18 protein-coding genes are annotated in these 22,602 nt (G+C 69.4%); 11 read left to right on the top strand and 7 right to left on the bottom strand.

All coding sequences use genetic code 11. The annotated features are described in order from the left end of the window. Positions 1–15: 15 nt before the first annotated feature. Positions 16–2,142: an MMPL family transporter gene (locus YWM_RS0111405; protein ID WP_028850836.1), complete on the bottom strand. Its 2,127-nt coding sequence runs from the start codon at positions 2,140–2,142 to the stop codon at positions 16–18. Between the two features lie 97 nt (positions 2,143–2,239). Between YWM_RS0111405 and YWM_RS0111400 the strand changes: the two genes are divergently transcribed. Beyond that, positions 2,240–2,755 carry a MarR family winged helix-turn-helix transcriptional regulator gene (locus tag YWM_RS0111400; RefSeq protein WP_052344797.1) on the top strand — a complete coding sequence of 172 codons (516 nt, stop codon included), beginning with the start codon at positions 2,240–2,242 and terminating at the stop codon, positions 2,753–2,755. 30 nt (positions 2,756–2,785) lie between these two features. Next, positions 2,786–3,316, top strand: coding sequence for a TIGR03086 family metal-binding protein (locus YWM_RS0111395; protein ID WP_169720983.1), 531 nt, complete (start codon positions 2,786–2,788; stop codon positions 3,314–3,316). Positions 3,317–3,526: 210 nt separating this feature from the next. On the opposite strand, the gene YWM_RS0111390 is transcribed toward YWM_RS0111395, so the two are convergent. Continuing rightward, positions 3,527–4,528: a CobW family GTP-binding protein gene (locus tag YWM_RS0111390; RefSeq protein WP_028850833.1), complete on the bottom strand. Its 1,002-nt coding sequence runs from the start codon at positions 4,526–4,528 to the stop codon at positions 3,527–3,529. A gap of 151 nt (positions 4,529–4,679) precedes the next feature. Here YWM_RS0111390 and YWM_RS0111385 point away from each other — a divergent pair, with 151 nt between their 5' ends. Beyond that, positions 4,680–5,237, top strand: a complete 558-nt coding sequence (locus YWM_RS0111385; protein ID WP_028850832.1) for a dihydrofolate reductase family protein — start codon at positions 4,680–4,682, stop codon at positions 5,235–5,237. Here YWM_RS0111385 and YWM_RS0111380 read toward each other — a convergent pair. Further along, on the bottom strand, positions 5,210–5,569 hold the full coding sequence (locus tag YWM_RS0111380) for a GatB/YqeY domain-containing protein (RefSeq protein ID WP_043660672.1): 360 nt from the start codon (positions 5,567–5,569) through the stop codon (positions 5,210–5,212). The two genes, YWM_RS0111385 and YWM_RS0111380, sit on opposite strands and share 28 nt — an antisense overlap. A gap of 110 nt (positions 5,570–5,679) precedes the next feature. On the opposite strand from YWM_RS0111380, the gene YWM_RS0111375 reads away from it, so the two are divergent. From YWM_RS0111375 to YWM_RS0111345, 7 genes are all read left to right on the top strand, one after another. Beyond that, positions 5,680–6,222: a dihydrofolate reductase family protein gene (locus YWM_RS0111375; protein WP_028850830.1), complete on the top strand. Its 543-nt coding sequence runs from the start codon at positions 5,680–5,682 to the stop codon at positions 6,220–6,222. Between the two features lie 83 nt (positions 6,223–6,305). Then, positions 6,306–7,397: a S66 peptidase family protein gene (locus YWM_RS0111370; protein WP_245566006.1), complete on the top strand. Its 1,092-nt coding sequence runs from the start codon at positions 6,306–6,308 to the stop codon at positions 7,395–7,397. 56 nt (positions 7,398–7,453) lie between these two features. Further along, the gene (locus tag YWM_RS25680; protein ID WP_084612337.1) at positions 7,454–7,642 is read left to right on the top strand and encodes a hypothetical protein; all 189 of its coding nucleotides are present in this window, start codon (positions 7,454–7,456) and stop codon (positions 7,640–7,642) included. A gap of 43 nt (positions 7,643–7,685) precedes the next feature. Then, positions 7,686–8,594, top strand: coding sequence for a hypothetical protein (locus YWM_RS0111360; protein WP_028850828.1), 909 nt, complete (start codon positions 7,686–7,688; stop codon positions 8,592–8,594). 561 nt (positions 8,595–9,155) lie between these two features. After that, the gene (locus tag YWM_RS0111355; RefSeq protein ID WP_043660671.1) at positions 9,156–13,544 is read left to right on the top strand and encodes an Lhr family helicase; all 4,389 of its coding nucleotides are present in this window, start codon (positions 9,156–9,158) and stop codon (positions 13,542–13,544) included. After that, the gene (locus YWM_RS0111350) at positions 13,537–14,322 is read left to right on the top strand and encodes a DNA-formamidopyrimidine glycosylase family protein (protein ID WP_028850826.1); all 786 of its coding nucleotides are present in this window, start codon (positions 13,537–13,539) and stop codon (positions 14,320–14,322) included. Before YWM_RS0111355 ends, YWM_RS0111350 begins: the two co-directional genes overlap by 8 nt. 47 nt (positions 14,323–14,369) lie before the next feature. Then, entirely contained in the window at positions 14,370–14,951 is a 582-nt protein-coding gene (locus YWM_RS0111345; RefSeq protein ID WP_043660668.1) for a DinB family protein, read from the top strand. A 228-nt stretch (positions 14,952–15,179) separates the two neighbouring features. Here YWM_RS0111345 and YWM_RS23245 read toward each other — a convergent pair whose 3' ends face one another. From YWM_RS23245 to YWM_RS0111325, 4 genes are all read right to left on the bottom strand, one after another. Next, a complete protein-coding gene (locus YWM_RS23245) occupies positions 15,180–15,887 on the bottom strand; it encodes a GAF and ANTAR domain-containing protein (RefSeq protein ID WP_043660763.1) in 708 nt (235 codons plus the stop codon). 234 nt (positions 15,888–16,121) lie between these two features. Continuing rightward, a complete protein-coding gene (locus tag YWM_RS0111335; RefSeq protein ID WP_028850824.1) occupies positions 16,122–16,382 on the bottom strand; it encodes a hypothetical protein in 261 nt (86 codons plus the stop codon). 106 nt (positions 16,383–16,488) lie between these two features. Then, positions 16,489–17,451 carry a DUF6454 family protein gene (locus YWM_RS0111330; RefSeq protein ID WP_028850823.1) on the bottom strand — a complete coding sequence of 321 codons (963 nt, stop codon included), beginning with the start codon at positions 17,449–17,451 and terminating at the stop codon, positions 16,489–16,491. Positions 17,452–17,676: 225 nt separating this feature from the next. Next, positions 17,677–18,423, bottom strand: a complete 747-nt coding sequence (locus tag YWM_RS0111325) for a S1 family peptidase (protein ID WP_052344794.1) — start codon at positions 18,421–18,423, stop codon at positions 17,677–17,679. 223 nt (positions 18,424–18,646) lie between these two features. On the opposite strand from YWM_RS0111325, the gene YWM_RS23240 reads away from it, so the two are divergent. Next, positions 18,647–22,492 (top strand): GH92 family glycosyl hydrolase, encoded by a 3,846-nt coding sequence (locus YWM_RS23240; protein WP_084612335.1) that lies wholly within the window; start codon positions 18,647–18,649, stop codon positions 22,490–22,492. Positions 22,493–22,602 lie beyond the last annotated feature (110 nt).

The raw sequence follows: 22,602 nt of genomic DNA, 5'->3' as shown, positions 1-22,602 counted from the left end.
CGGTCGGGGCACCCGTCAACGGGACGTCTCGCCGGCGGCGGCTTTTTCCTCCTCGGGCTCGGGACGCTCCGGCTGCCCAGCGCGGGCCAGGCGGGACGGCCACCAGATCTTCGGGCCGATGTCCAAGGTCAGGGCCGGGACCAGCAGCGACCGCACCAGGAACGTGTCGAGCAGGACGCCGAAGGCCACGATGAATGCCAGCTGCGCCAGGAACAGCAACGGAAGCACGGCGAGCGTGGCGAACGTGGCGGCCAGTACCACGCCCGCGGAGGTGATGACACCGCCGGTGATGGTGAGTCCGCGCCGGACGCCCTCTCGGTTCCCTACTTGCAGCGTCTCTTCCCGGACGCGCGTCATCAGGAAGATGTTGTAGTCGATACCGAGCGCCACCAGGAAGACGAAACCGTACAGCGGCACCACCGGATCCGCGCCGGGGAAGCCCAGTATCTCGTTGAACACCAGCGCCGATATGCCCATCGTGGCGGCGAACGACAGCACCACGGTGGCGATCAGCAGCAGGGGAGCCAGCAGCGCCCGGAGCAGGGCCGCCAGGAGCAGGAAGATCACCAGCAGCACCAGCGGGATGATCACCGTCCGGTCGTGGCTGCTGATGTTCTGCGTGTCCAGCAGCACCGCGGTCCGGCCGCCGACCTTGGCGTCGGCGCCATCGACCGCGTGCACCTGCTCGCGCAGGCGCTCCACGGTGTCGACCGCTTGCGTGGAGTCCGGCGGGCTGGTCAGCGTGGCTTCCAGCATCACCAGGCCGTTCTCCACCCGAGGCTGACCGTTCCGCTCGGTCACCGGCTGCACCTCGGCGACGCCGTCGACCTTGGCGGCTTCGGTGACCTCGTCGACCCGGTCCGCGTCGGCGATGATCACCGTCGGGTTGCCGCTGCCCGCGACGAAGTGGTCGTTGAGAATCTGCTGGCCGGCGACCGAGTCGACGTCGTTGAGGAAGATGTCGGTCTCCGCGGTGCCGGACGCCTTCAGCTGAGGCAGGAAGGCCGCGGCGACGAGCAGCACCAGCGTGCTCGCCACCCACACCGCGCGGGGTCGCTTGTCCACGCCGCGGGCGATCCGGCCCCACAGGCTGCCGGCCTCCGGGTGCGGCGACCCGACCGTCGGGCGGAACGGCCAGAACGCCACCCGCCCGAACAAGGCCAACAGCGCGGGCAGGAACGTCACGGAGGCGAGCAGCGCGGAGGCGATGCCGATGGCGGCGACCGGCCCGAGCCCCGAGTTGGAGCGCAGGTCGCTGATCAGCAGGCACAGCACACCGGCGATGACCGTGCCTGCGGACGCGGCGATCGGCTCGATGGTCGCCCGCAGCGCGGTCCGCATGGCGGCGAGCCGGTCCTCGGTGTCGCGCAGTTCCTCGCGGTAGCGGGAGACCAACAGCAGCGCGTAGTCCGTGGCCGCGCCGAAGACCAGGATGAACAGGATGCCTTGGCTTTGGCCGTTCAGGTCGATGACGTCGGCGTCGGTGAGCAGGTAGACCGCGAGGCTGGCCAGGCCGAGCGCGAACACACCGGAGAGCAGCACCAGGAACGGCAGCAGCGGGCTGCGGTAGACCAGGATGAGGATGACCGCGACCACCGAGCCGGCCACGAGCAGCAGCAACCCGTCGATACCGCCGAACGCCTCGCGCACGTCGGCGCCGAGCGCGGCCGGGCCTGCGACCTTGACGGTCAACTCGGGCGGCCGGTTCTGCTCGGTCAGTTCACGCAGCTCGTCCACCGCGTTGGTGAAGTCCCCGTCGGCCGCGATCGGCACGATCATCTGCAGCGCTTCGCCGTCCTTCGACGGAATGGGCGGAGACGACTGCTCGACGCCGTCGATGTTTTTGGCTTGCTGCCCGACGGACGCCAGGTAGCCCCGGTCCGCCTCGGTCACCTTGCCCTCGCGCTCGGCCACGACGAATGCCGGGATCGAGTTGGAGTCGGAGAACTGTTCGGCCAACGCATTGGCGTCGGTCGACTCGGCCGATTCCGGCAGGAACGCCTCGTTGCCGTTCTCGGCGATCTCGCTCAGCTTGCCCGCGTACGGGCCGCCGACGCCGCCGATGAGCAACCACCCGATGACCAACAGTGCCGGCAGTAGCCATCGCGCCTTGCTTGGCCGCCGCGTGTCCTGTGCGCCCACTGTCCCTCCGAATGTGCGCCGCCCGAGTAGTGACGAGATATGGCGACTGCCCGAATTATTCGATGTTCAAACTACCTACACCGGTTAGGCTCGGTTCATGCGGGTGTCGCGGTTGTCGCGGGCGTCTCAGCCGGGGGCGCAGCCGGAGCAGGCCGAGTCCGACCGGCAACTGGGTCGGTTGATCCGTCAGCTCAACATCGAGCTGGATCGGTTCGCGGAGATGTTCGGCGAGGCGCACGGCCTGTACCGCACCGACCTGAACGCGCTGGTTGTGATCATGGACGCGAGCCGGCGCGGCGAGTCGATCTCTCCGACGCAGCTGGCGCGGGCGCTGAACCTGAGCGCCTCGGCGACGACGGCGGTGCTGGACCGGCTGGAGAACGCCGGGCACCTGCGCCGGGATCGCGATCTGACGGACCGCAGGCGGGTGCACCTGGTGATGCCGGAACGCACGGCGCGCCTCGGGGAGCAGCTGTTCGGGCCGCTCGGCGAGGCCTACTCCCGGGCCTGGGCGGAGTTCGACGCCGACGAGCGCGCCACGATCATGCGTTTCCTGCAGCTGAGCATCGACAGCACCGTCGCGGTCCGCTCGCAGCTGCCGGGGGCCTCGTAACTGTCGGTGTTGCGTGGTTAGGTGGCCCAGGTGACTGAGAAAAGTGTGCGTGATGCGGTACTGAGCGGGCTCGACCAGCTCGAGGCGCTCCTGGCCGAAGTCCGGCCGGAGCGATTCGACGATCCGACGCCGTGCGCGGAGTGGACGGTGCGCGATCTGGTCGACCACGTGGTGGAGGCCCCGGCGAATTTCGCCACGATGATGCGCGGGGAGGAAGTCGATTGGTCGTCGACCCCGCGCCACGACGACTGGTTGGCCGCCTACCGCCGCGGCGCCGACGAACTGCGGTCGCAGTTGCCGTCGGCCGGTGAGGTGCCGCCGATGGCCGGGTTCCAAGCCGCCGAGTTCGCGGTGCATTCGTGGGATCTCGCCCGCGCGCTCGGCCGCGGCACGTCGGACTTGGATCCCTGGGTGGCCGAGTGCGGGTTCGAGGCGATGCGGGGCGCGTTGACGCCGGAGCGGCGGGGGAGCGCGTTCGGTCCCGAGCAGCAGGCGCCCGCCGACGCCGACATCTACGAGCGGATCGCCGCCTTCTCCGGGCGGTCGGTCGGCCGCGGCTGAGGTCGCCGGAGTTCCGGGCGTACCCCGGCCGGGCTCATTCGGTGCGACGGGGTTGAGCCCCGCGGCCGGAAGGTTCGGCACGAGCCTCACTGCGACCCACCTGCTCACAGGACGCGCAGGAGTCCCGGCAGCATCGCTCGTGGACCGCGGATGGGCTCGCCAGGAGACGGGATTGCTTCGCCCTGTCGGCTCACAGTCCGCCCTGTCGGCTCACAGGAAGCGCAGGATGCCGAGCATGCCCTGTTCGTCGACCGCGCAGGCGCCGTGGTGCTCGCACGCCCGCAGTCGCTGCTGCACCTCCATGGTGTCCATCCCGGCGCCGATCACCACCAGCGAGGTGCGCGGATCTTCGTCGCGCCGCCAGTTCTCCCGCTCGAGGCGGACGAAGCCGCCGACGGTGTGCAGGGTGAACTTCTGCTCGTGGCCGGGCACGGCGAAGTGCAGGAACCCCTTGATCCGGTAGACCCCCGCGGGTTGGTCCTCCAGGAAGGCCATGAGCGCCCGCGGATCCAACGGCGTGTCGGTGACGACCTCGACCGACTCATAGCCGGCGTGCAGGTGGTCGTGGTCGTCCTCCGGTTCGGATTCCAGCAGGTCGGCGAACGACAGCTGCTTTTCGTCGGGTTCCTCCCGGCGAGGCAGGTCGACGAGCATCTGCGGGTCGATCCGCCCGTACTCGACGGGGACGACCGGCGTTCCTGCGGCCAGTTCCCGCACCGTGGCCGTGATGCCGTCCGGGTCCTCGGCGCGGTCGATCTTGTTCAGCACGACCAGGTCGGCGGCCTTGAGATGGTTGTCCAACTGCGGGTGGCGCTCGCGGGTGGCGGTGAACTCCGCGGCGTCGACCACCTCGATCAGGCCTTGATAAGCCACTCCGGAGTGCTGGCTGCCTGCCATCAGCCGGATCAGGTCCTTCGGTTCGGCCAGGCCGCTGGCCTCGATCACGATCAGATCGACCGCGCCGCTGTCGGCCAGCTTGCCCAGCATCGCGTCCAGGCCGCTGGCGTCGACGGCGCAGCACAAGCATCCGTTGGCGAACGACACCATGGCGTCCACCTGGCCGGAGACGAGCATGGCGTCGATCCCGACCGCGCCGAAGTCGTTGACGACGGCGCCGATCCGCATGCCCTGGCGATTGCGCAGCAAGTGGTTCAGCAGCGTGGTCTTACCCGAGCCGAGAAACCCGGTGACGATCACCGTGGGGATGGCCATGGTCGCAGCCTGCCACACCGCCGTCAGCGGTCGGACGGACCGTCACCGGAGGTCATCTTGTGATGTGAGTCACAGATTGTCCGATGGCGATGAGTTGGTGATGCCGAGCCGGTCCTATCCGGCGAACTGGACAGAGTGACGGAGGTTGGCCATGGGTGAGATTCACGTCCACGAGTTCGTCAGCCTTGACGGCGTGATCGACGCCCCGACATGGACGTTCGACTATCCGTGGGATCCGAAGATGGGCGACGCGCTGCGTGCGGTGTTCAGCACGTGCAAGGGCATCTTGCTGGGGCGGACGACGTGGGAGATGTTCGCGCCCGCCTGGCGGGAGCGGACGGTCGAGGACGACGAGGGCGCCCCGTTCTTCAACGACACCCAGAAGTACGTCGTGTCGTCCACGTTGACCGACACCAGCGCGTGGCAGAACAGCGAGGTGCTCGGCCCCTACGACCCCGAGCGCATCCGAGCGTTGAAGGACGAGGTCGGCGATCTGTACGTCAGTGGTTCGGCGACTCTGGTGCGCGCCATGCTGGCCGACGGTTTGGTGGACGAGTTGAACCTGTGCGTCTTCCCGGTGACTCGGGGTGCCGGGCCGCGGCTGTTCCCCGAGGGTGTGCCGCCGGCAAAGCTCGAGCGGCGCGATGCGCAGGTCTACGACAACGGCGTGCTGTACCTGGCTTATCGGCCGGTGTCTGACGAGAGGTAGCGGGCCAGGACGCCGGCCTCGGCGCGGACGCGGGCGGCGGCGTCCTCCCGGCCCAGCTCGGCGTACTCGCGCGCGGTCGCGACGCGCTCCCGGTGCTCCCGTTCCACCACGGCGCGCATGTCTGCGGTAGTGAGCTGCTGCCGAGCGACCTCTGCCGAGCCCACTCCAGCGGCGGCGCCCGCGACGTGCTCGCTACCGGGGCCCGTCACGGGTTCCGCCGCAACCGCCTCGGCGTCGTCGATCGCGGCAAGGGCCGACCGCAACGCCGATACGGCGACGCGGTCCTTGGCCTTGATCGCGGCGGTCAGGTCAGCACGAAGGGCGGCTCGCATGCCCGCCACGATACGAAGCCATCCCGCCCGTGGCGACCGGGTTTTTCAGGTACCGTCGGCCGTCGATTTGCACGAAATATCCGCTAATTACCGAATTGCAGGGAGAAATCATGGGTTCGATCAAGTCCGGCCTGTTCGTCTCGGTCGACGGTGTCGTCGAGTCGCCGGAGCAGTGGCATTTGACGTACTTCAACGACGAGATGGGCGCCGTGGTCGGCGAGCTGATGGGCGGCGCCGACGCGACGTTGCTCGGCCGGGTCACCTACGAAGGTTTCGCGGACTACTGGCCCAACGCCGACCCGAACGACCCGATGACCGAGCAGATGAACAGCGCGCGCAAGTACGTCGTGTCCAGCACGCTGACGGAGGCGACGTGGCAGAACACCACGTTGATCAACGAGAACGTGGCCGACGAGCTGCGCAAGCTCAAGCAGGAGATGAACCTGGGCATCACCGGCAGCGTCGTGCTGGTGCGGTGGTTGCTGGAGCAGCGGCTGCTGGACGAGCTGCACCTGCTGGTCCACCCGATCGTGGTGGGGAAGGGGCAGCGGCTGTTCGACGACGGTCCGACCGTGCCGTTGCGGCTGCTGTCGTCGACGACGTTCTCCACCGGCGTCATGCACCTGGTCTACGCCCCGGCGGAAAACTCCTGAATTCGTCGGCTGCCGCACGGCGAGATCTGACGGTAGGGTCCAGCCGTCTGTGCGAAGGCGGGCGGTCAAGGGAGGGCCCAGAGATGGCGAGTGTGGCAGCGGGCAAGGTCACTCGGAGAAGACTGATCGGCACGTCTGCGGCGGCAGCGGCCGTGGTCATGACGGGTTCGGGCGTCGCGGGGGCGGCCGAACCGGGCAAGACCGCGGCGAGCAGGCTGCCCGAGCACCTGAACCGGCTGCGCAAAGGCCGCACGGTGCACCCGCCGAAGCTGCGTCCTGGCGACAAGGTGCGCGTCGTTTCTCCTGGTAGTACGCCTGACCGCGAGTCCATGGCGCGCGGCATCGAGATCCTTCAGAGCTGGGGGCTCGTCGTCGAACTCGGCGAGCACGTCTACGACGAGTACGGCTACCTGGCAGGCAAGGACGAGGACCGGCTGGCCGACCTGAACGCGGCACTGGCCGACCCGGAGGTGCGTGGTGTCTTCGCCGCGCGGGGAGGCTACGGATGTCAGCGCATCGCCGACGGGATCGACCTGCGCGCGGTGCGGCGGGACCCGAAGGTGCTGGTGGGCTTCAGCGACATCACCAGCCTGCAAGCGATGCTGTGGGAGTCGACCCGGCTGGCCACCGTGCACGGTCCGATGGTCAACTGGGACGACGAGCGCACCGGGCCGGAGTCGATCGAGGCGCTGCGCGCGGCGGTGATGAGCACGGATCAGGTGAAGCTGGAGCGTGATCCGGAGGAGACGACGGCTCCGGTGCTGGTGCCCGGGAAGGCCTCCGGCGTGGTGCTCGGTGGCAACTTGTCGCTGGTGTCGTCGTCGGTGGGGGCGCGTGACCAGCTCGATCTGCGCGACGCGATCTTCTTCGTCGAGGAGGTCGGCGAGGCCAACTACCGCATCGACCGCATGCTCACGCAGCTGCTGCGCTGTGGCGATCTGCCCAAGGTGGCCGGGGTGGTCATCGGACAGATCACCGACAGCTCGCACGACGAAGGAGAGTGGGACGCCGTCGGGGTGCTGCAGGACCGACTGGGTGCGCTGGGGGTTCCGGTGCTGGGCGGGCTCAAACTCGGTCACGGTCCGGGACAGCTGACGATTCCGTTGGGGTCGATGGCCACCATGGATGCCGACGCCGGGACGCTGATCGTCGAGTCCGCGGTCAGCGACGGCTGAGAAAGCCTGCCGCCGTCGCACGTGTGAGTGCGCGCGGTTGCGGGTAGCCGGGCGGCATGAGTGCGACGAAGGAACGCCTCTCGGACGTAGTGCTTCGTGCGGGTGAGGCGATCGACGCCGAACAACGCCGCCGGGCCACCCGGGCGGTCGCCGCGCTGTCCAACGACGCGCAGGAGTGCGCGATGCTGCTGGACATGCTGGGTCTGCATCCGGCTGAAGGACGTACCGAGCGCCCCGCCGGCTGATCGGCGCCGCGAAAATGTCGGGGCCCGGTGCCAGACTGCCCACATGAGTGTCGATCTCGAGCTCGCCGCGTCGTTCATGGCCGGCCATGCGCGCCTGCTGGATCGGCGACGGTTCGAGCTGCTCGTCGGCAGGGGTAGTGCAGAAGCGGTGCTGGCCGCCCTGGAGGCCTACCGCAACCCCGACGGCGGCTATGGCCGGGGCCTCGAGCCGGACCTGCGCGCAGCGGAGAGCCAGCCGGGCGGTGCCCTGCACGCGTTCGAGGTGTTCGAGGACATCGCGCCGCACACGTCCCCCCGCGTGGTCGAACTGTGCGACTGGCTGGAGTCGGTCACACTGCCGGACGGCGGATTGCCGTTCGCGCTCCCGGTGCAGGACGCGGCGGCGACAGCTCCGTTCTGGGCGAACGCCGACCCTACGAAGTCCGCATTGCAGAGCACCGCGTTCGCCGCCGGCGCTGCGCTTCGCGTCGCCGCACACGATCCCGCAGTCGCACGGCACCCGTGGCTGCGCCGCGCGTGCGAGTACTGCTTCGCGGCGGTGGAGGCCCTGGACGAACAGCCCCACGCCATCGCGCTGTCGTTCACCGTGCGGTTCCTCGACGCGGCAGTCCCGCAGTATCCGCAGGCCGAGGAGCTGCTGGACCGGCTGGCCCGGTTCGTCCCGCGCGACGGCCGGGTACCGGTTGCCGGTGGCAGTGAAGGCGAGACGATGCGCGCGCTGGACTTCGCGCCCGTGCCGGGGTCGCCTGCCAGCCGCCTGCTGGACGAGGGCGTCATCGAGGCCGAGCTGGACGAGCTGGCCGAGCAGCAACATTCCGACGGCGGATGGTCGGTGGATTTCGCGAGCTTCTCGCCGATCGCCGCGCTGGAGTGGCGGGGTTACGCCACCGTGGACGCGCTGCTGAAACTGCACCGCGCTGGACGGCTCGAGCTGGCGCTCGCGGGTAGGTGAGCGAACCCATGGGCGTCGGTCCGCGGGTTCTGCCGCCGGCGGGTGAGTGAGCGTGGGCATGGGTGTCGGTCTGCGCGTGCTGGCGCCCGCGGATGGGTGAGCGTGGGCATGGGTGTCGGTCTGCGCGTGCTGGCGCCCGCGGATGGGTGAGCGTGGGCATGGGTGTCGGTCTGCGCGTGCTGGCGCCCGCGGATGGGTGAGCGTGGGCATGGGTGTCGGTCTGCGCGTGCTGGCGCCCGCGGATGGGTGAGCGCACAGGCCTTCGGCCCCGGCGTCTCGAACTGGCGCCGTGCTCGGGCATGACCGCGTGGCGCCGTGCTCGGGCGTGGCCGCCCCGCCTGCCGCGTCGGCTCTGGCGCTTCGCGCTGTCCTGCCGCCCGCGAGCGCGTGAGCGCACGGGCCATCGGGCGGCACCCACGCGAGCTGGGGCGGTCGAGCACGAGACAGCTCGACCAGAGCCGGCGCCACACCGGTCGCATCGCCGCCCCACCGGGTTCGCCGCGTTGACCAGCGAACTTCCGCCCCGCGCAACTGTCGTACCGCTGCCGTAGTCTCGAGTCGGTGGAGGTACTCGAGCAGTTCACCGCGCCGACCGCGGCGTGGTTCCGGTCGTCGTTCGACGCGCCGACCAAAGCCCAGTCCGAAGGCTGGGCGGCGATCGGCTCGGGCACTCACACGCTCATCCACGCCCCGACCGGCTCCGGCAAGACCCTCGCCGCGTTCCTGTGGGCGATCGACCGCCTCTACACCGAGCCGTCCGTGCCCGACGACCAGCGCTGCCGCGTGCTGTACGTGTCGCCGTTGAAGGCGCTGGCGCACGACATCGACCGCAACCTGCGCGCCCCGCTGCAAGGCATCCGGCACGCCGCGGAGCGCATGGGCGCCGGCCCGTTGCCCGAGCTGCGCACGTTCGTCCGCACCGGGGACACCCCGTCCGCGGATCGCGGCCGGATGCGCAGACAGCCGCCGGACATCCTCATCACCACACCGGAGTCGTTGCACCTGCTGCTGACGTCGCAAGCCGCCGAGGTGCTGGAGTCGGTGCGGTGGGTGATCGTCGACGAGGTGCACGCCGTCGCGGGTACCAAACGAGGTGCGCACCTGGCGCTGTGCCTGGAACGACTCGAGGAACGCCGTCGCCGCAGCGAAACCGGCCCGGTCGAGCCGCTGCAGCGCATCGGCCTCTCGGCGACCCAGCGCCCCATCGAGACGATCGCCGAGTTCCTCGGCGGCGGCGAGCTGAACGACTCCGGGATGTGGCAGCCGCGCCCGGTCACCGTGGTCGACGCCGGCGCCGCGCCGTCACTCGAGCTGGAGCTGACCGTCCCGGTCGCGGACATGACCGCCCCGATCGATCCGGACGCCCCGGTGGAGGAAACGCCCCGCCGCACGACCATCTGGACCGCGATTCACCCGCGCATCCTCGACCTGATCGCCGCGCACCGGTCCACCATCGTCTTCGTCAACTCCCGCCGGCAGGCGGAGCGGCTGTCCGGCGAACTCAACGAGCTGGCCGGAGAGGAGGTCAGCCGCGCGCACCACGGCTCCATCGCCCGTGAGCAGCGCATCCAGATCGAGGAGGCGCTCAAGCGTGGTGAACTGAAAGCGGTCGTGGCGACGTCCTCCCTCGAGCTGGGCATCGACATGGGCGCGGTCGATCTGGTGGTGCAGGTCGAGGCCCCCACGTCGGTGGCGTCCGGTCTGCAGCGGGTCGGTCGCGCCGGACACCAGGTGGCCGAGGTGTCCCGCGCGAAGATCCTGCCCAAGCACCGCGGTGACCTGCTGGTGGCGTCCGTGGTCGGCAAGCTGATGGCCGAGGGCGCAGTGGAGCGCACGACCATCCCGCGGCATCCCCTCGATGTGCTGGCCCAGCAGCTGGTGGCCATCGTCTGCACCGGCGAGTTCACCGCGGACGAACTCTACGACCTCGTTCGCGGCGCCGCGCCGTACGCGCAGCTGCCGCGCGCAGCGTTCGAGGCCACGTTGGACATGCTCGCCGGCCGCTATCCGTCCGATGCGTTCGCCGAATTGCGGCCGCGCGTGGTGTGGGACCGGATCACCGGCGCGGTCACCGCCCGCCCGGGAGCCCGCGTGCTGGCCAGTACGAACGCGGGCACGATTCCGGATCGCGGCACGTATCGCGTGACGCTGCCGGACGGAGCCCGGGTCGGCGAGCTCGACGAGGAGATGGTCTACGAGTCGCGCCAGGGCGATGTGTTCGTCCTCGGCTCCACGTCGTGGCGCATCGCCGACATCACGCCGGACACCGTGGTCGTCACCCCGGCGCCGGGAGAGCCCGCGGCGCAGTTGCCGTACTGGCACGGTGACCAGCCCGGGCGTCCGATCGAGGCCGGTCGCGCGGTGGGCCGCTTCATCCGGCAGTTGGGATCGCTGTCCGCCGAGCAGGCCGCCACGCTGCTGCGCGACGAGTACCACCTGGACGAGTACGCCGCGGCCAACCTGCTGGCCTACCTGGCGGAGGAGAAGGCGGCCACCGGCGTGCTGCCGGACGACCGGACGATCGTCGTGCAGCGGTTCCGGGACGAGATCGGCGACTGGCGGGTGGTCATCCTCTCGCCACTGGGCGCCAAGGTGCACGCGCCGTGGGCGATGGCGCTGACCCAGCGGCTGCGCGGCCGCCTGGGCTACGACGTCGACATGATCTACTCCGACGACGGCATCGCGTTCCGCTTCCCGGATTCCGACGAGGTGCCGTCGCTGGAGGACTTGCAGCTGGCGCCGGACGAGGTCGAACAGCTACTGATCGACCACCTGGCCGACACAGCGTTGTTCGCCGCTCGCTTCCGGGAGGCCGCGGGTCGGTCGTTGCTGCTGCCACGCCGCAGGCCGGGCTCGCGCACCCCGCTGTGGCTGCAACGCCGCCGGGCCGCCGACCTGCTGAACGTCGCACGACAGTTCGGCTCGTTTCCGATCGTGCTGGAGTGCTACCGGGAGATCCTGCAGGACGACTTCGACCTCCCCGCTTTGCTGGAGATCCTCGGCGAGATGCAGAGCAGGCGGATCAAACTGGTCGACGTCGAACTGCCGTCGGCGAGCCCGTTCGCCTCGTCGCTGCTGTTCGCCTTTGTCGCCGCCTACCTCTACGAGGCCGATGCGCCGTTGGCCGAGCGCCGAGCCATGGCGTTGACGCTGGATCGAGAGTTGCTGGCCGAGCTGCTCGGCGAGTCCGAACTGCGGGAAATGCTGTCGGCGGAGGTCATCGCCAACGTCGAACGCGATCTGCAGCGACTGACCGAGGAACGCAAGGCCCGCTCGGCCGAGGATGTCGCCGACCTCCTGCGGCACCTCGGTCCACTGACGCCGGAGGCGATCGCCGTGCGGTGTGCCGAGCCCGCGGCAGACACCTACATCGGCGAGCTTCTCGACGCGCGACGCGTGTACGAGGTGCGCATCGGCGGCGAGGTCCACATCGCGGCCGCGGAAGACATCGCGCGCCTGCGTGACGGGCTCGGCATTCAGCCGCCGCAAGGGGTGCCGGAGGCGCTGCTGGAGCCCGTGCCCGACCCCCTCGGTGATCTCGTCGGCCGCTACGCGCGTACCCACGGGCCCTTCGCGGTGACGGACGCGGCCGAAGCCCTTGGCCTACCCGTTGCGGTGGTGGAGTCGACGCTGGAGCGGCTCGCCACCGCCGGCGCGGTACTCCGCGGTGCGTTCGACCCGCGCGGCGACGGAGCACAGTGGGCAGGCGCCGAGGTTCTCCGTCGGATCAAGCGCGGCTCGCTGGCCGCGCTCCGTGGCGAGATCGAGCCGGTACCTGCGGAGACGCTCGGCAAGTTCCTGCCCGCGTGGCACGGCGTGAGCGACGACCCGCCGTCCGGCCGGGAGGCGCTGCTTGCGGCGATCGAGAAGCTGCAGGGGGTGCCGATCCCCGCCTCGGTGCTCGAGTCGGAGGTGCTGGCCGCCCGGGTGGCGGACCCGGCCCCGACGCTGGATGCGCTGATGGCCGAGGGCGCGGTGGTCTGGGTCGGTTCCGGTGCGCTGGGCTCGCGCGACGGAAAAGTGACCTTGTACCTGCGCGATCAGGCGGAGGTGCTGCTCGCTGCGCCGGGTGAGCCCCCGGAGGGCGAGCCGCATGCGACCATCCTGCGCCACCTGACCAATCGCGGCGCCAGCTTCTTCCCCCAGTTGCAGCGGGCCGTCGGCGGTGATCAGGAAGAGAACCTGCGGGCGCTGTGGGACCTGGTGTGGGCCGGTGTGGTCAGCAACGACACGTTCGCGCCGGTCCGAGCCTTCGTTTCCCGCGGGCGAGCCGTCCGCGGGCGGGGACGAGGCACCGTCCCACCGAAGGCCGCTGGGCGGTGGACGCTGGTGGCCGACCTGAGGGACCCGGAGACGTCGCAGACCCAGTTCGCCGCGGCGTGGACGGAACAATTGCTGGAACGTCACGGCGTCGTCACCCGCGCAGCAGTGGCCGCGGAAGGCGTGCGCGGCGGATTCAGTGGTCTGTACCCGGTGCTTGCCCGGCTCGAGGAGACCGGGCGGGCCAGGCGCGGCTATTTCGTGGAGGGCCTCGGCGGCGCGCAGTTCGCGCTGCCCGGTGCCGTGGGGCGGCTGCGATCGGCGGAGGGCGGGGAGAGCGCCGTGCAGATGCTGGCGGCGACCGATCCGGCGAACCCGTACGGGGCCACGCTCGAGTGGCCGCCGGCGTCCACCGGCAGGCTGGCCCGGGTGGCAGGTGCCTACGTCGTCCTGGTCGACGGCCGGTTGGTGGCGTTCGCCGAAGGGGGTGGCCGAACGCTGCGGCGGCTCGAACCGGAGGCGGATGAGCAGGTAGCGGCCGCCCTGGCCGGGCTGGCCCGGCGCTCCCGGCGGTTCACCGTCGCGACGGTCGACGGTGAGCCGGTGAGCAAGTCGAGTTTCGCCGCCGTGCTGGCCGAACACGGTTTCGCCCCGACGGCGCGAGGCATGCGGTGGAGTCCCCGTGCCTGAGGGTGACTCGTACGTGCATGCCGCGTACGCGGCGCGTCCGATCCTGCTCGATGAGGAAATCGTCGCGGTCGAGGGCTCGGCGCCGTCCATCCGCCGCTACTCGTCGCGGATCGTGGGCAGCACGGTCGGCGAGGTGCGCACGTACGGCAAGCATCTGTTCGTCGATCTCGATTCCGGCTACAGCGTGCACGTTCACCTGGCGATGAACGGCACACTGCGCGTTCGCTCGTCCGGCCCGGTACGGCCCGGACCGGCGCGGTTGGTGCTGGTGACCGAGCAGGGCATCGTCACCGTTTCCGGGACCAAGGACGTCGAGGCGGATCGCACCCCAGCACTCGACGCTCGCGTGCTCGAGCCGCTGGGCCCGGATCTGATCGCCGACGAGTTCGACTGGACCGACTTCGAGCGTCGCGCGCGGAAGGCAGGCCCGGACATCAGCGTTGCGGACTTCCTGCTGGATCAGCGGGTCATGGCGGGCGTCGGCAACGTCTACAAGAACGAAGTGGCGTTCCTGGAGCGGTTGAACCCCATGCAGTCCATCGGGACGCTGGAGTTCGAGCGTCTGCGTGCGATGGCCGAGCGATCGCGGACGTTGTTGCGCGCGAACCGCCGTCCGGGAAAGCGCGTGACCACCGGCGACTGGCGCAGGTCGCTGTGGGTCTACGGCCGAGAGGGGCGGCCGTGCCGACGGTGCGGTACGACCATTCGCCAGACCTGGTTCGGCGCGCCGGAGCCGCGCGTCACGTACTGGTGCCCCCGGTGCCAACCCGCCGACTAGCGGCGAAAAGCGTTGGCTGATCACATCTTCCGGTCAACAATGACGAAATGGGCACACGCCGACGCGCCGACATGTTCACCGAGGACGGCCGGCCATCAGACGACGATCCACGTGAGCACGGGCCGCGGCTGGGGGACGAACGCACCACCCTCACCGAGACGCTGCGTAAGTGCCGGTTGACGCTCGAGCTGAAATGCGACGGGCTGACCGCGGAGCAGATGGCTCCGCGGGCCGTGCCGCCGTCGACGATGTCGCTGCTCGGGCTGGTCCGGCACTTGGCCGACGTCGAGCGGGCGACGTTCCGCAGGCTGATGGCCGGCCAGCAGGCGGCGCGCTGGTTCGGGTCCCTGGACGACCCGGACGGCGACTTCGACGGCGCGGTGGCCGATCCGACGCTGGTGGAGCAGGCGTGGACCATCTGGCGGTCCGAAGTGGACTTCGCCACCGAGTTCGTGGCCACGGCGCCGAGCCTGGACATCGTCGCCGACGACCCGGACAACAAGCACGGCAGCGGCGGTGGCGCGATCTCTCTGCGGGAGGTCCTGGTCGGCATGATCGAGGAGTACTCGCGGCACCTCGGGCACGTCGACCTGCTGCGCGAGTGCATCGACGGGCGGGTCGGGCAATAGGCGCGACGGTGCTCGGTGGCTGGGCGGAACCGAGTGCTGGGGCGGGCCGGTTGCTGGTGGCGCAAGGGCGCTCGGCGTGCGGTCGGAACCGGGTGCTTGGTCGGCGGTCGCCCGGCCGACCTGACAGTTCCTCGTGTGTGGCGCTGCGGCGTTCGACCGGCGAGCGGCGGGGGCCGGTGGCGGCGGTGAGCGGCTCGGTCAGCCGCCGGCAGCCCCGACACCGTCGACTCAGCGCGGCTTCTGCACCCCGTCCTCGGCCTGATCCACCAGCATCCTGGCCACCGTGGCAACCTTGATGTTCAGCTCCTGCGAGGCGCGCACCAGCAGGTTGAACGCCTGCTGTGAGGTGATCCGGTTGCGCTCCATCAGGATTCCCTTGGCCTGCCCGAGTACGTCCCGGTTGACCAACGCCGAGCTCAGATGCTCCTCGCGGGAGACGCCTGCCAGCGCCACGGCGGCGTGGTCGCTGAGCAGGTCCGCCAGGATCTCCGCACCCTCGTCGAACTCGTCGGACACCTCGCCGTAGAGCGTCAGTGCGCCGAAGTTGCGGTTACGGGCGTACAGCCGGATGGACAGCATGCTGTGCACCCCGAGCTGCAGCGCCTTCTCCGCGAAGTGCGGCCACGGCTGATCCGGCTTGCCGAGGTCGTTGATCCGCACGACGGCATGGTCGTGAATAGCGGTGACCGCCGGCCCCTCGCCGAGCGTGGCCTGCAGCTCGTCCAGCTCGGTGACCAGTTCGTGGCTGGCGGCGGCCGGAGTGACCTGCTTGCCGTCGACCAGGGCGATCCCGGCCCACGCGGCGCCGGGAACCATGTCCACGGCGGCCGACACGATCGCGCCGAGCGTCGCCGACTCGTCGTCGATCTGTTGCAAGTCGACCGCGAGCCGGCTCATCCGCTGAGCCAAATGGAAGTGGCCGTTCCGGTCGTTCACGCGCCGCACCCCCGCGCTGCCTGCACCGTCGGTGTGCTCGGCAGTCGGAGACACCGCGAGGCATCGCGCACGTATCGCAGCACGACCGCACCCGCCTTGGTGCATCCCAAGCCGACGAGCACTGGTCTTCCGCCGTGGGCTCGACGGTCGACCGCCTTTCGAGGCCACCGAGTATAAGTGTGCGACTACGCGGATGCGAGTGAGAAAACTCCTGGTAGACCGCTCGCGGACGGTCTAATCGCGACTACGCCGTTCGGCCCCGGTCTCGCCGGCGAAACCCTCGTCCTGCCCGCCGACGCGGCCGACGAAGGTGTCGTTCTCGCCCGGCCCGGTGGTGTTCTGCTCGGATCCGGGACGGCCGGGCGCGCCACCGGTCTCCCGGGTGTTGGCCACGGCGGAGTCGCCCGGGGCGTCGCCCTCGGGTTTCGGCTGCGGCTCACCGGAGGGGCGGGTGAGTTTCTGGAAGAAGGATTTGACCGATTGCAGTGCAGACATGGGACCCGGTTACCCGTACCCGCACGGGCCGACACCATGCCCCACGCGGGGTTGAGGCGCGCGGGGCACGGGTGGAGGCCTGGAGTGACCGAGCCTCGTATCGCGCTTACTGCGACAGATCCGCCTCGTAGACGAGCAGCTCGGTGCCCGCGGGCTCCTCTCCGTCGTCCGGGGCGGCGATCAGCCGCAGCGTGTCGCCGTCCCGTTCGAGGTGCACCGGGTTACGGGTGATGGTGTGACCGGCGGTGGAGAAGCCCGGCACCGGTACCTCGTGCACGATCTCGTTGGTACGCAGGTCGAGCAGCGCCAAGCCGCCCAGCTCGAACTTGCCCCCGTCCGCGGTCGGGTATTCGGTGATCCCGGTGCACAGCTGCTTGCCGTTGTCGACGTACGCGCAGTCCTGGTAGTCGATGAAGTGGCTGTCGTTGGTGGCAACCTTGCGCAGATGCCCCTTCCGGTCCCACTGGACCAGGCGCCGCGATCCCCAGGTCACGCCGTGCACGGTGCGGCTCTTCCGGTCGACGACGACGCCGCCGACGTGGTCTCGGTAGCCGAACTCCTCGGTGACCTCGAACGTGTTCGGGTCGATCCGGTACACGATCGCGTCGCTGTTCGGCCGGTATTCGGCAACCGGCACCCACAGGTCACGGCCGTCGTAGTCGATGCCGCCGGGGTGGTAGATCGTGCCGTCGGGCCCTTCACCCACCCTGATGTCGCGGATCAGCTTGCCGTCGCGGGTGAGCACGAAGACGTGCCCGACGCCCTTGCCCGGCGAGCGGTCGTAGCCGTTCTCGTCCGGCTCGGGGTACTGCACCGGAGGTTCGATGACCTCGACGCTGGACAGGAACAACCGGTCGCCGACCGCCGCGAAACCCTGCGGGTGATAGGTCTCGAAGTCCAGCGGGATCCGGTCGACGAGCTGCCACGCCGTACTGCGGTCCAGCTGCGTGATCGCCTCGACCAGAGGATCGTCGAGACCTCTGCCGGCAGGAGCGGCCGACCCACTGCCGGCCAAGGTGGTCAGCGCCACCGGAACGGCGAGCAGAGCTGCGAACCTACGAGCGCGCATGATGCTTCTCCTTCGCAGAGATGTCGATGCACGCTGGAATGCCTATACCGAACCGGTGGCCGAACGCCAGATTCGCGGCGAATTCCTGGACAACTCGGGGTGCACAGGCGAGGGCCGGACGCGCGGAAACCTGCCGACGCGGCGGGCACAACCCGGGCGTAGCAGGCCCCGCACGGCGAGGAGACGTGACCGTGCGGGGCCTGCGGGTGCGGATCGCGCACCGGGTCAGCCGCCCGTGACCTCGTTGACCCAGTCGAGGTACGGAGCGACGTGCGTGTATGCCGTGACGGTCTGCCGGTCGCTGGTGGAGGCCACGCCGACCTGCACGTTGCCTGCCATCATCGGGCCGCCGGAGTCGCCGCCTGCCGTGATGCCGTCACCACGGCGAGCGCAGACCGCCTCGCCGCCGCGATAGTCGGTGCAGCCATTGCCGACCTGCGACACGTTCACGTCGGCCACCTTGAGCAGCTGCGACTGGCACTCGATCTCGGGCCGGTCGGTGCACGTGGCGCCCCAGCCGTAGACCTGAACGGTGTCGCCGGGGTTGACCGCGCCGTCGCCGCCCAGCACCGCGTACTCGGTGTCGATCGGCCGGTCGATCTCCACCAGCGCCAGGTCGGCCGTCGGGTGTTCGTGGATACCGCCCGGCACCTGGGCCGCTTCCTGGCCCTGGGTCTGGTCGACGTCGCCGATCCGGAAGGTCAGGTCGCCGTTGGTGACGCAGTGCTGCGCGGTCAGGATCCACGTCGGCTTGATGATGGTCGCCGTGCAGTTCTCCCGGCCGCCGGTGAACAGGCGGGCCGCCCACGGTCCGCTCTCGGCGTAGCGGCCGTCGATGATGCGGGTGGACGGGTCGTCGGTGGGCTGCGCGTGCGCGCTCGGGCCCACGGCCGCCAGCGCGGTGACCACGGTCGTCAGTGCCGCGGCCGCCGCGGCGGCGGTGAACAGGGCTGATCGCCGTCGGAGTTGCATGTTCCCTCGCTTCGCGTAAGCCGATTTCTCAGCAGGGGTGAAATGGCTGACGCCCGGCAAGCTAGGGGTGCTGCCGCAGGGTGCGGTACCCGCCGCTCGTCGTGTGTTGTTGACACAATGGCTGCTCGGTCGGTGAAGGTTTGGCGATTTGTCCGAAGGGGATTGACAACGTTGTCATACTGATCGTCAAGCAACGGCGGCACTCGGCGGGGAGGGCAACGCGATGGTGCGTCCGCGTGGTTGGTGGCGTTCGACTTCGACTCGGCTGGGGGCCATCGCCACCGGCGCGTTGGTGGTGACGGCGGTGATCACCCCGGTCGCACCGGCCGCGACGGCGGTCCCGCACGGCAAGACCGAGTTCTTCTCCTCGTTCGAGCCGGACGATCCGCGTCCGACGTGGACCGACACCCCGGAGACCGTGGCCGGTGAGCCGAAGACCGGCGGGGTCGACTCCGCCGACCCGACCAGGATCGACGGCGACATCTCCGACCGGATCGTCGAGGTCGCCGCCAGCGGCGAGAACTCCGACGGCGGCGAGGTCGCGGACAACCTGGTCGACTTCGACCCGGCGAGCAAGTGGCTGGTGTTCGCCGCCACCGGGTGGGCACAGTTCCGCTTCGACCGGCAGGCGGAGATCACCAAGTACGCGCTGACCTCGGGTAACGACCACCCCGAGCGGGACCCGCGGGACTGGAAGCTGCTCGGCTCCACCGACGGCAAGGACTGGACCACCATCGACACTCGGGAGGGCGAGAGCTTCACCGACCGCGGCCAGACCAAGGAATACTCCGTCAGTCCGGGCGCCGCCTATCGCTACTACCGGCTGGACATCACGCGCAACGGCGGCGGCGACATCGTGCAGCTGGCCGAGGTGCAGTTCGCAGGCAAGGACGCCAAGCCGACCAAGCCGAACATGGGCACCACGGTCGGCAACGGCCCGACGAGCGCTCCGGCGGCCAAGACCAAGGTCGGCTACACCGGCAAGCACGCGCTGCGCTACATCGGCTCGCACACCGGCTCCGGCCGCGCCTACTCGTACAACAAGATCTTCGACGTCGACGTCGTGGTCACGCCGAAGACAACGTTGTCATACCTCGTCTTCCCCGAGCTGCTGGACGACCTGAGCTACCCCAGCACATTCGTCGCAGTCGACCTTGCCTTCACCGACGGCACCTATCTGTCGGACCTTTCGGGCACCGATCGCCGCGGTGTGGTGGTCAACCCGCAGCAGCAGGGCAAGGCCAAGACGCTCTACGCCGACCAGTGGAACAACATCGTGGCCGACATCGGCAAGGTCGCCGCGGGCAAGCGCGTCGACCGGATCCTCGTCGGCTACGACAACCCGTCCGCCTCCGACGGTGGCTTCCGCGGCTGGATCGACGACATCAAGATCACCGCGAAAGAGCCGAAGAAGCACTACGACAGCGTGGCCGACTACGTGATCACCACCAGGGGCACGCACTCGACCGGCAGCTTCTCCCGGGGCAACAACTTCCCGGCCACCGCGGTGCCGCACGGCTTCAACTTCTGGTCGCCGATGACCGACGCGAGCTCGACCCGGTGGCTGTACAACTACCACACGGACAACAACGCGCAGAACAAGCCGGAGATCCAGGCGTTCACGGCCAGCCACGAGCCGAGCCCGTGGATGGGTGACCGGCAGACGTTCCAGGTGATGCCCTCGCCGGCCAAGGGCAAGCCGGACGCCGACCGGGACAAGCGCGCGCTCGCGTTCAGCCACGACAACGAGGTGGCCAAGGCGCACTACTACGGCGTGGAGTTCGACAACGACATCAAGACCGAGATCGCGCCGACCGACCACGCGGCGCTGTTCCGGTTCCGCTTCCCCGGTGAGGCGAACCTGATCTTCGACAACGTCGACGACAACGGCGGTCTGCAACTGGACGCGAAGAACCGCACGGTGACCGGCTACTCCGACGTCAAGAGCGACCTGTCGGAGGGCGCGGGCAGGCTGTTCGTCTACGCCACGTTCGACAAGCCGGTGACCGACAGCGGCATGCTCGACGGCGGTGGCGGCAAGAACGTCACCGGATACTTCAAGTTCGGCAAGGCTCGCACGGTCACCATGCGCATCGCCACGTCGCTGATCAGCGTCGAGCAGGCGCGCAAGAACCTCGAGCAGGAGATCTCGCCGTCCGACACGTTGGAGAAGGTCCGCGACCGGGCCAAGCGGGCCTGGGAACAGAAGCTCAAGGTGATCGAGGTCGAGGGCGCGACCGAGGATCAGCTCATCACGCTCTACTCGAACCTGTACCGGCTGTTCTTGTACCCGAACTCCGGGTTCGAGAACGTTGGTACGAAGAGCAAGCCGAAGTACGCCTACGCCAGCCCGTTCGTGCCCAAGGTGGGTGAGGACACGCCGACCAAGACCGGCTCGAAGATCGTCGACGGCAAGGTCTACGTCAACAACGGGTTCTGGGACACCTACCGCACGACCTGGCCTGCATATGCGCTGCTGACGCCCAAGCAAGCGGGCGAGATGATCGACGGGTTCGTGCAGCAGTACCGCGACGGCGGCTGGATCGCCCGCTGGTCGTCGCCCGGCTACGCCAACCTGATGACCGGCACCAGTTCCGACGTCGCATTCGCCGACGCCTATGCCAAGGGCGTGCAGAACTTCGACGTCACCAGCGCCTACGAGGCCGCGCTACGCAACGCGACGGTGACCCCGCCGAACGACAATGTCGGCCGCAAGGGCATCGACAAGTCGATCTTCCTCGGCTACACGCCCACGTCCACGCACGAGGGCATGTCGTGGGCGCTCGAGGGCTACCTGAACGACTTCGGCCTGGCCACCATGGCGCAGCTGCTGGCCGACAAGGCCACCGACCGCGCGGACAAGAAGTCCTACGCCGAGCAGGCCGAGTACTTCCGCAACCGCGCGCTGAACTACGTGCACATGTTCGACGAGCGGATCGGCTTCTTCCAGGGCAAGGACGCCAAGGGCAATTGGCGGCTGTCGCCGGACGAGTACGACCCGCGCGAGTGGGGCTACGACTACACCGAGACCAACGGCTGGAACATGGCCTTCACCGTGCCGCACGACGGCCAGGGCCTGGCCAACCTGTACGGCGGGCGGGACAAGCTGGCCGCGAAGCTGGACGAGTTCTTCAGCACGCCGGAGACGGCCAAGTTCCCCGGCTCCTACGGCGGAATCATCCACGAGATGGTGGAAGCCCGCGATGTGCGGATGGGGCAGTACGGCCACTCGAACCAGCCGTCGCACCACATCCCGTACATGTACAACTACACCGGCCGGCCAGCGAAGACGCAGAAGCTGGTCCGCGAGATCACCTCCCGGTTGTATCTGGGCAGCGAGATCGGCCAGGGCTACCCGGGCGACGAGGACAACGGCGAGCACTCGGCGTGGTGGCTGTTCAGCGCGCTGGGCTTCTACCCGCTGCAGATGGGCAGCCCGAACTACGCCATCGGCTCGCCGCTGTTCACCAAGGCCACGGTGCACCTGGAGAACGGCAAGAAGCTGGTGATCAAGGCGCCGGACAACAGCCCGGAGAACGTCTACGTGCAGGGTTTGAAGGTCAACGGCAAGCGCTACGACAAGACGTACTTGCCGCACTCGCTGCTGGCCAAGGGTGGCGTGCTGGAGTTCGACATGGGGCCGAAGCCGTCCAAGTGGGGGACCGGCCCGGACGCTGCGCCGCCGTCGCTGACCACCGGGGACGAGGTGCCGCGGCCGCTGGCCGACGTCCTGCCGAACGAGTCCGCGCTGACCGACGACGACTCCACCACGGAGGGTGCGGCCAAGGAGGTCACGTACCAGGCCGAAGCGGGCGAGGTGGTGGAGTACTACACGATCACCTCGGCCAAGGGCACCGGGCAGGACCCGGGCAAGTGGGTGCTGCGGGGCTCGCGCGACGGAGAGAACTGGACGGTCATCGACGAGCGCTCGAACGAGAAGTTCACCTGGCGCAGGCAGACCCGGCCGTTCAAGGTCGCCAAGCCCGGCGAGTACAGCCACTACCGGCTGGAGTTCGTCGTCGACGGCAAGGTCGCCGAGGTGGAACTGCTGGCCAAGCCGACCGGCTAGCGCTTGTCGATCGGCGACGGCCGGGCCGCTGAGGTGAGACCGCCGCCCACGCGACGGCCAGGCCGCCGACAAGTCACTGCCGGCGTGCGACCGGCCGATCCGTGGCGGTC

Source organism: Thermocrispum municipale DSM 44069 (genome assembly GCF_000427825.1).
GTDB classification, from domain to species: Bacteria; Actinomycetota; Actinomycetes; order Mycobacteriales; family Pseudonocardiaceae; genus Thermocrispum; species Thermocrispum municipale.
This window is presented reverse-complemented; position numbering and strand designations above follow the sequence as displayed.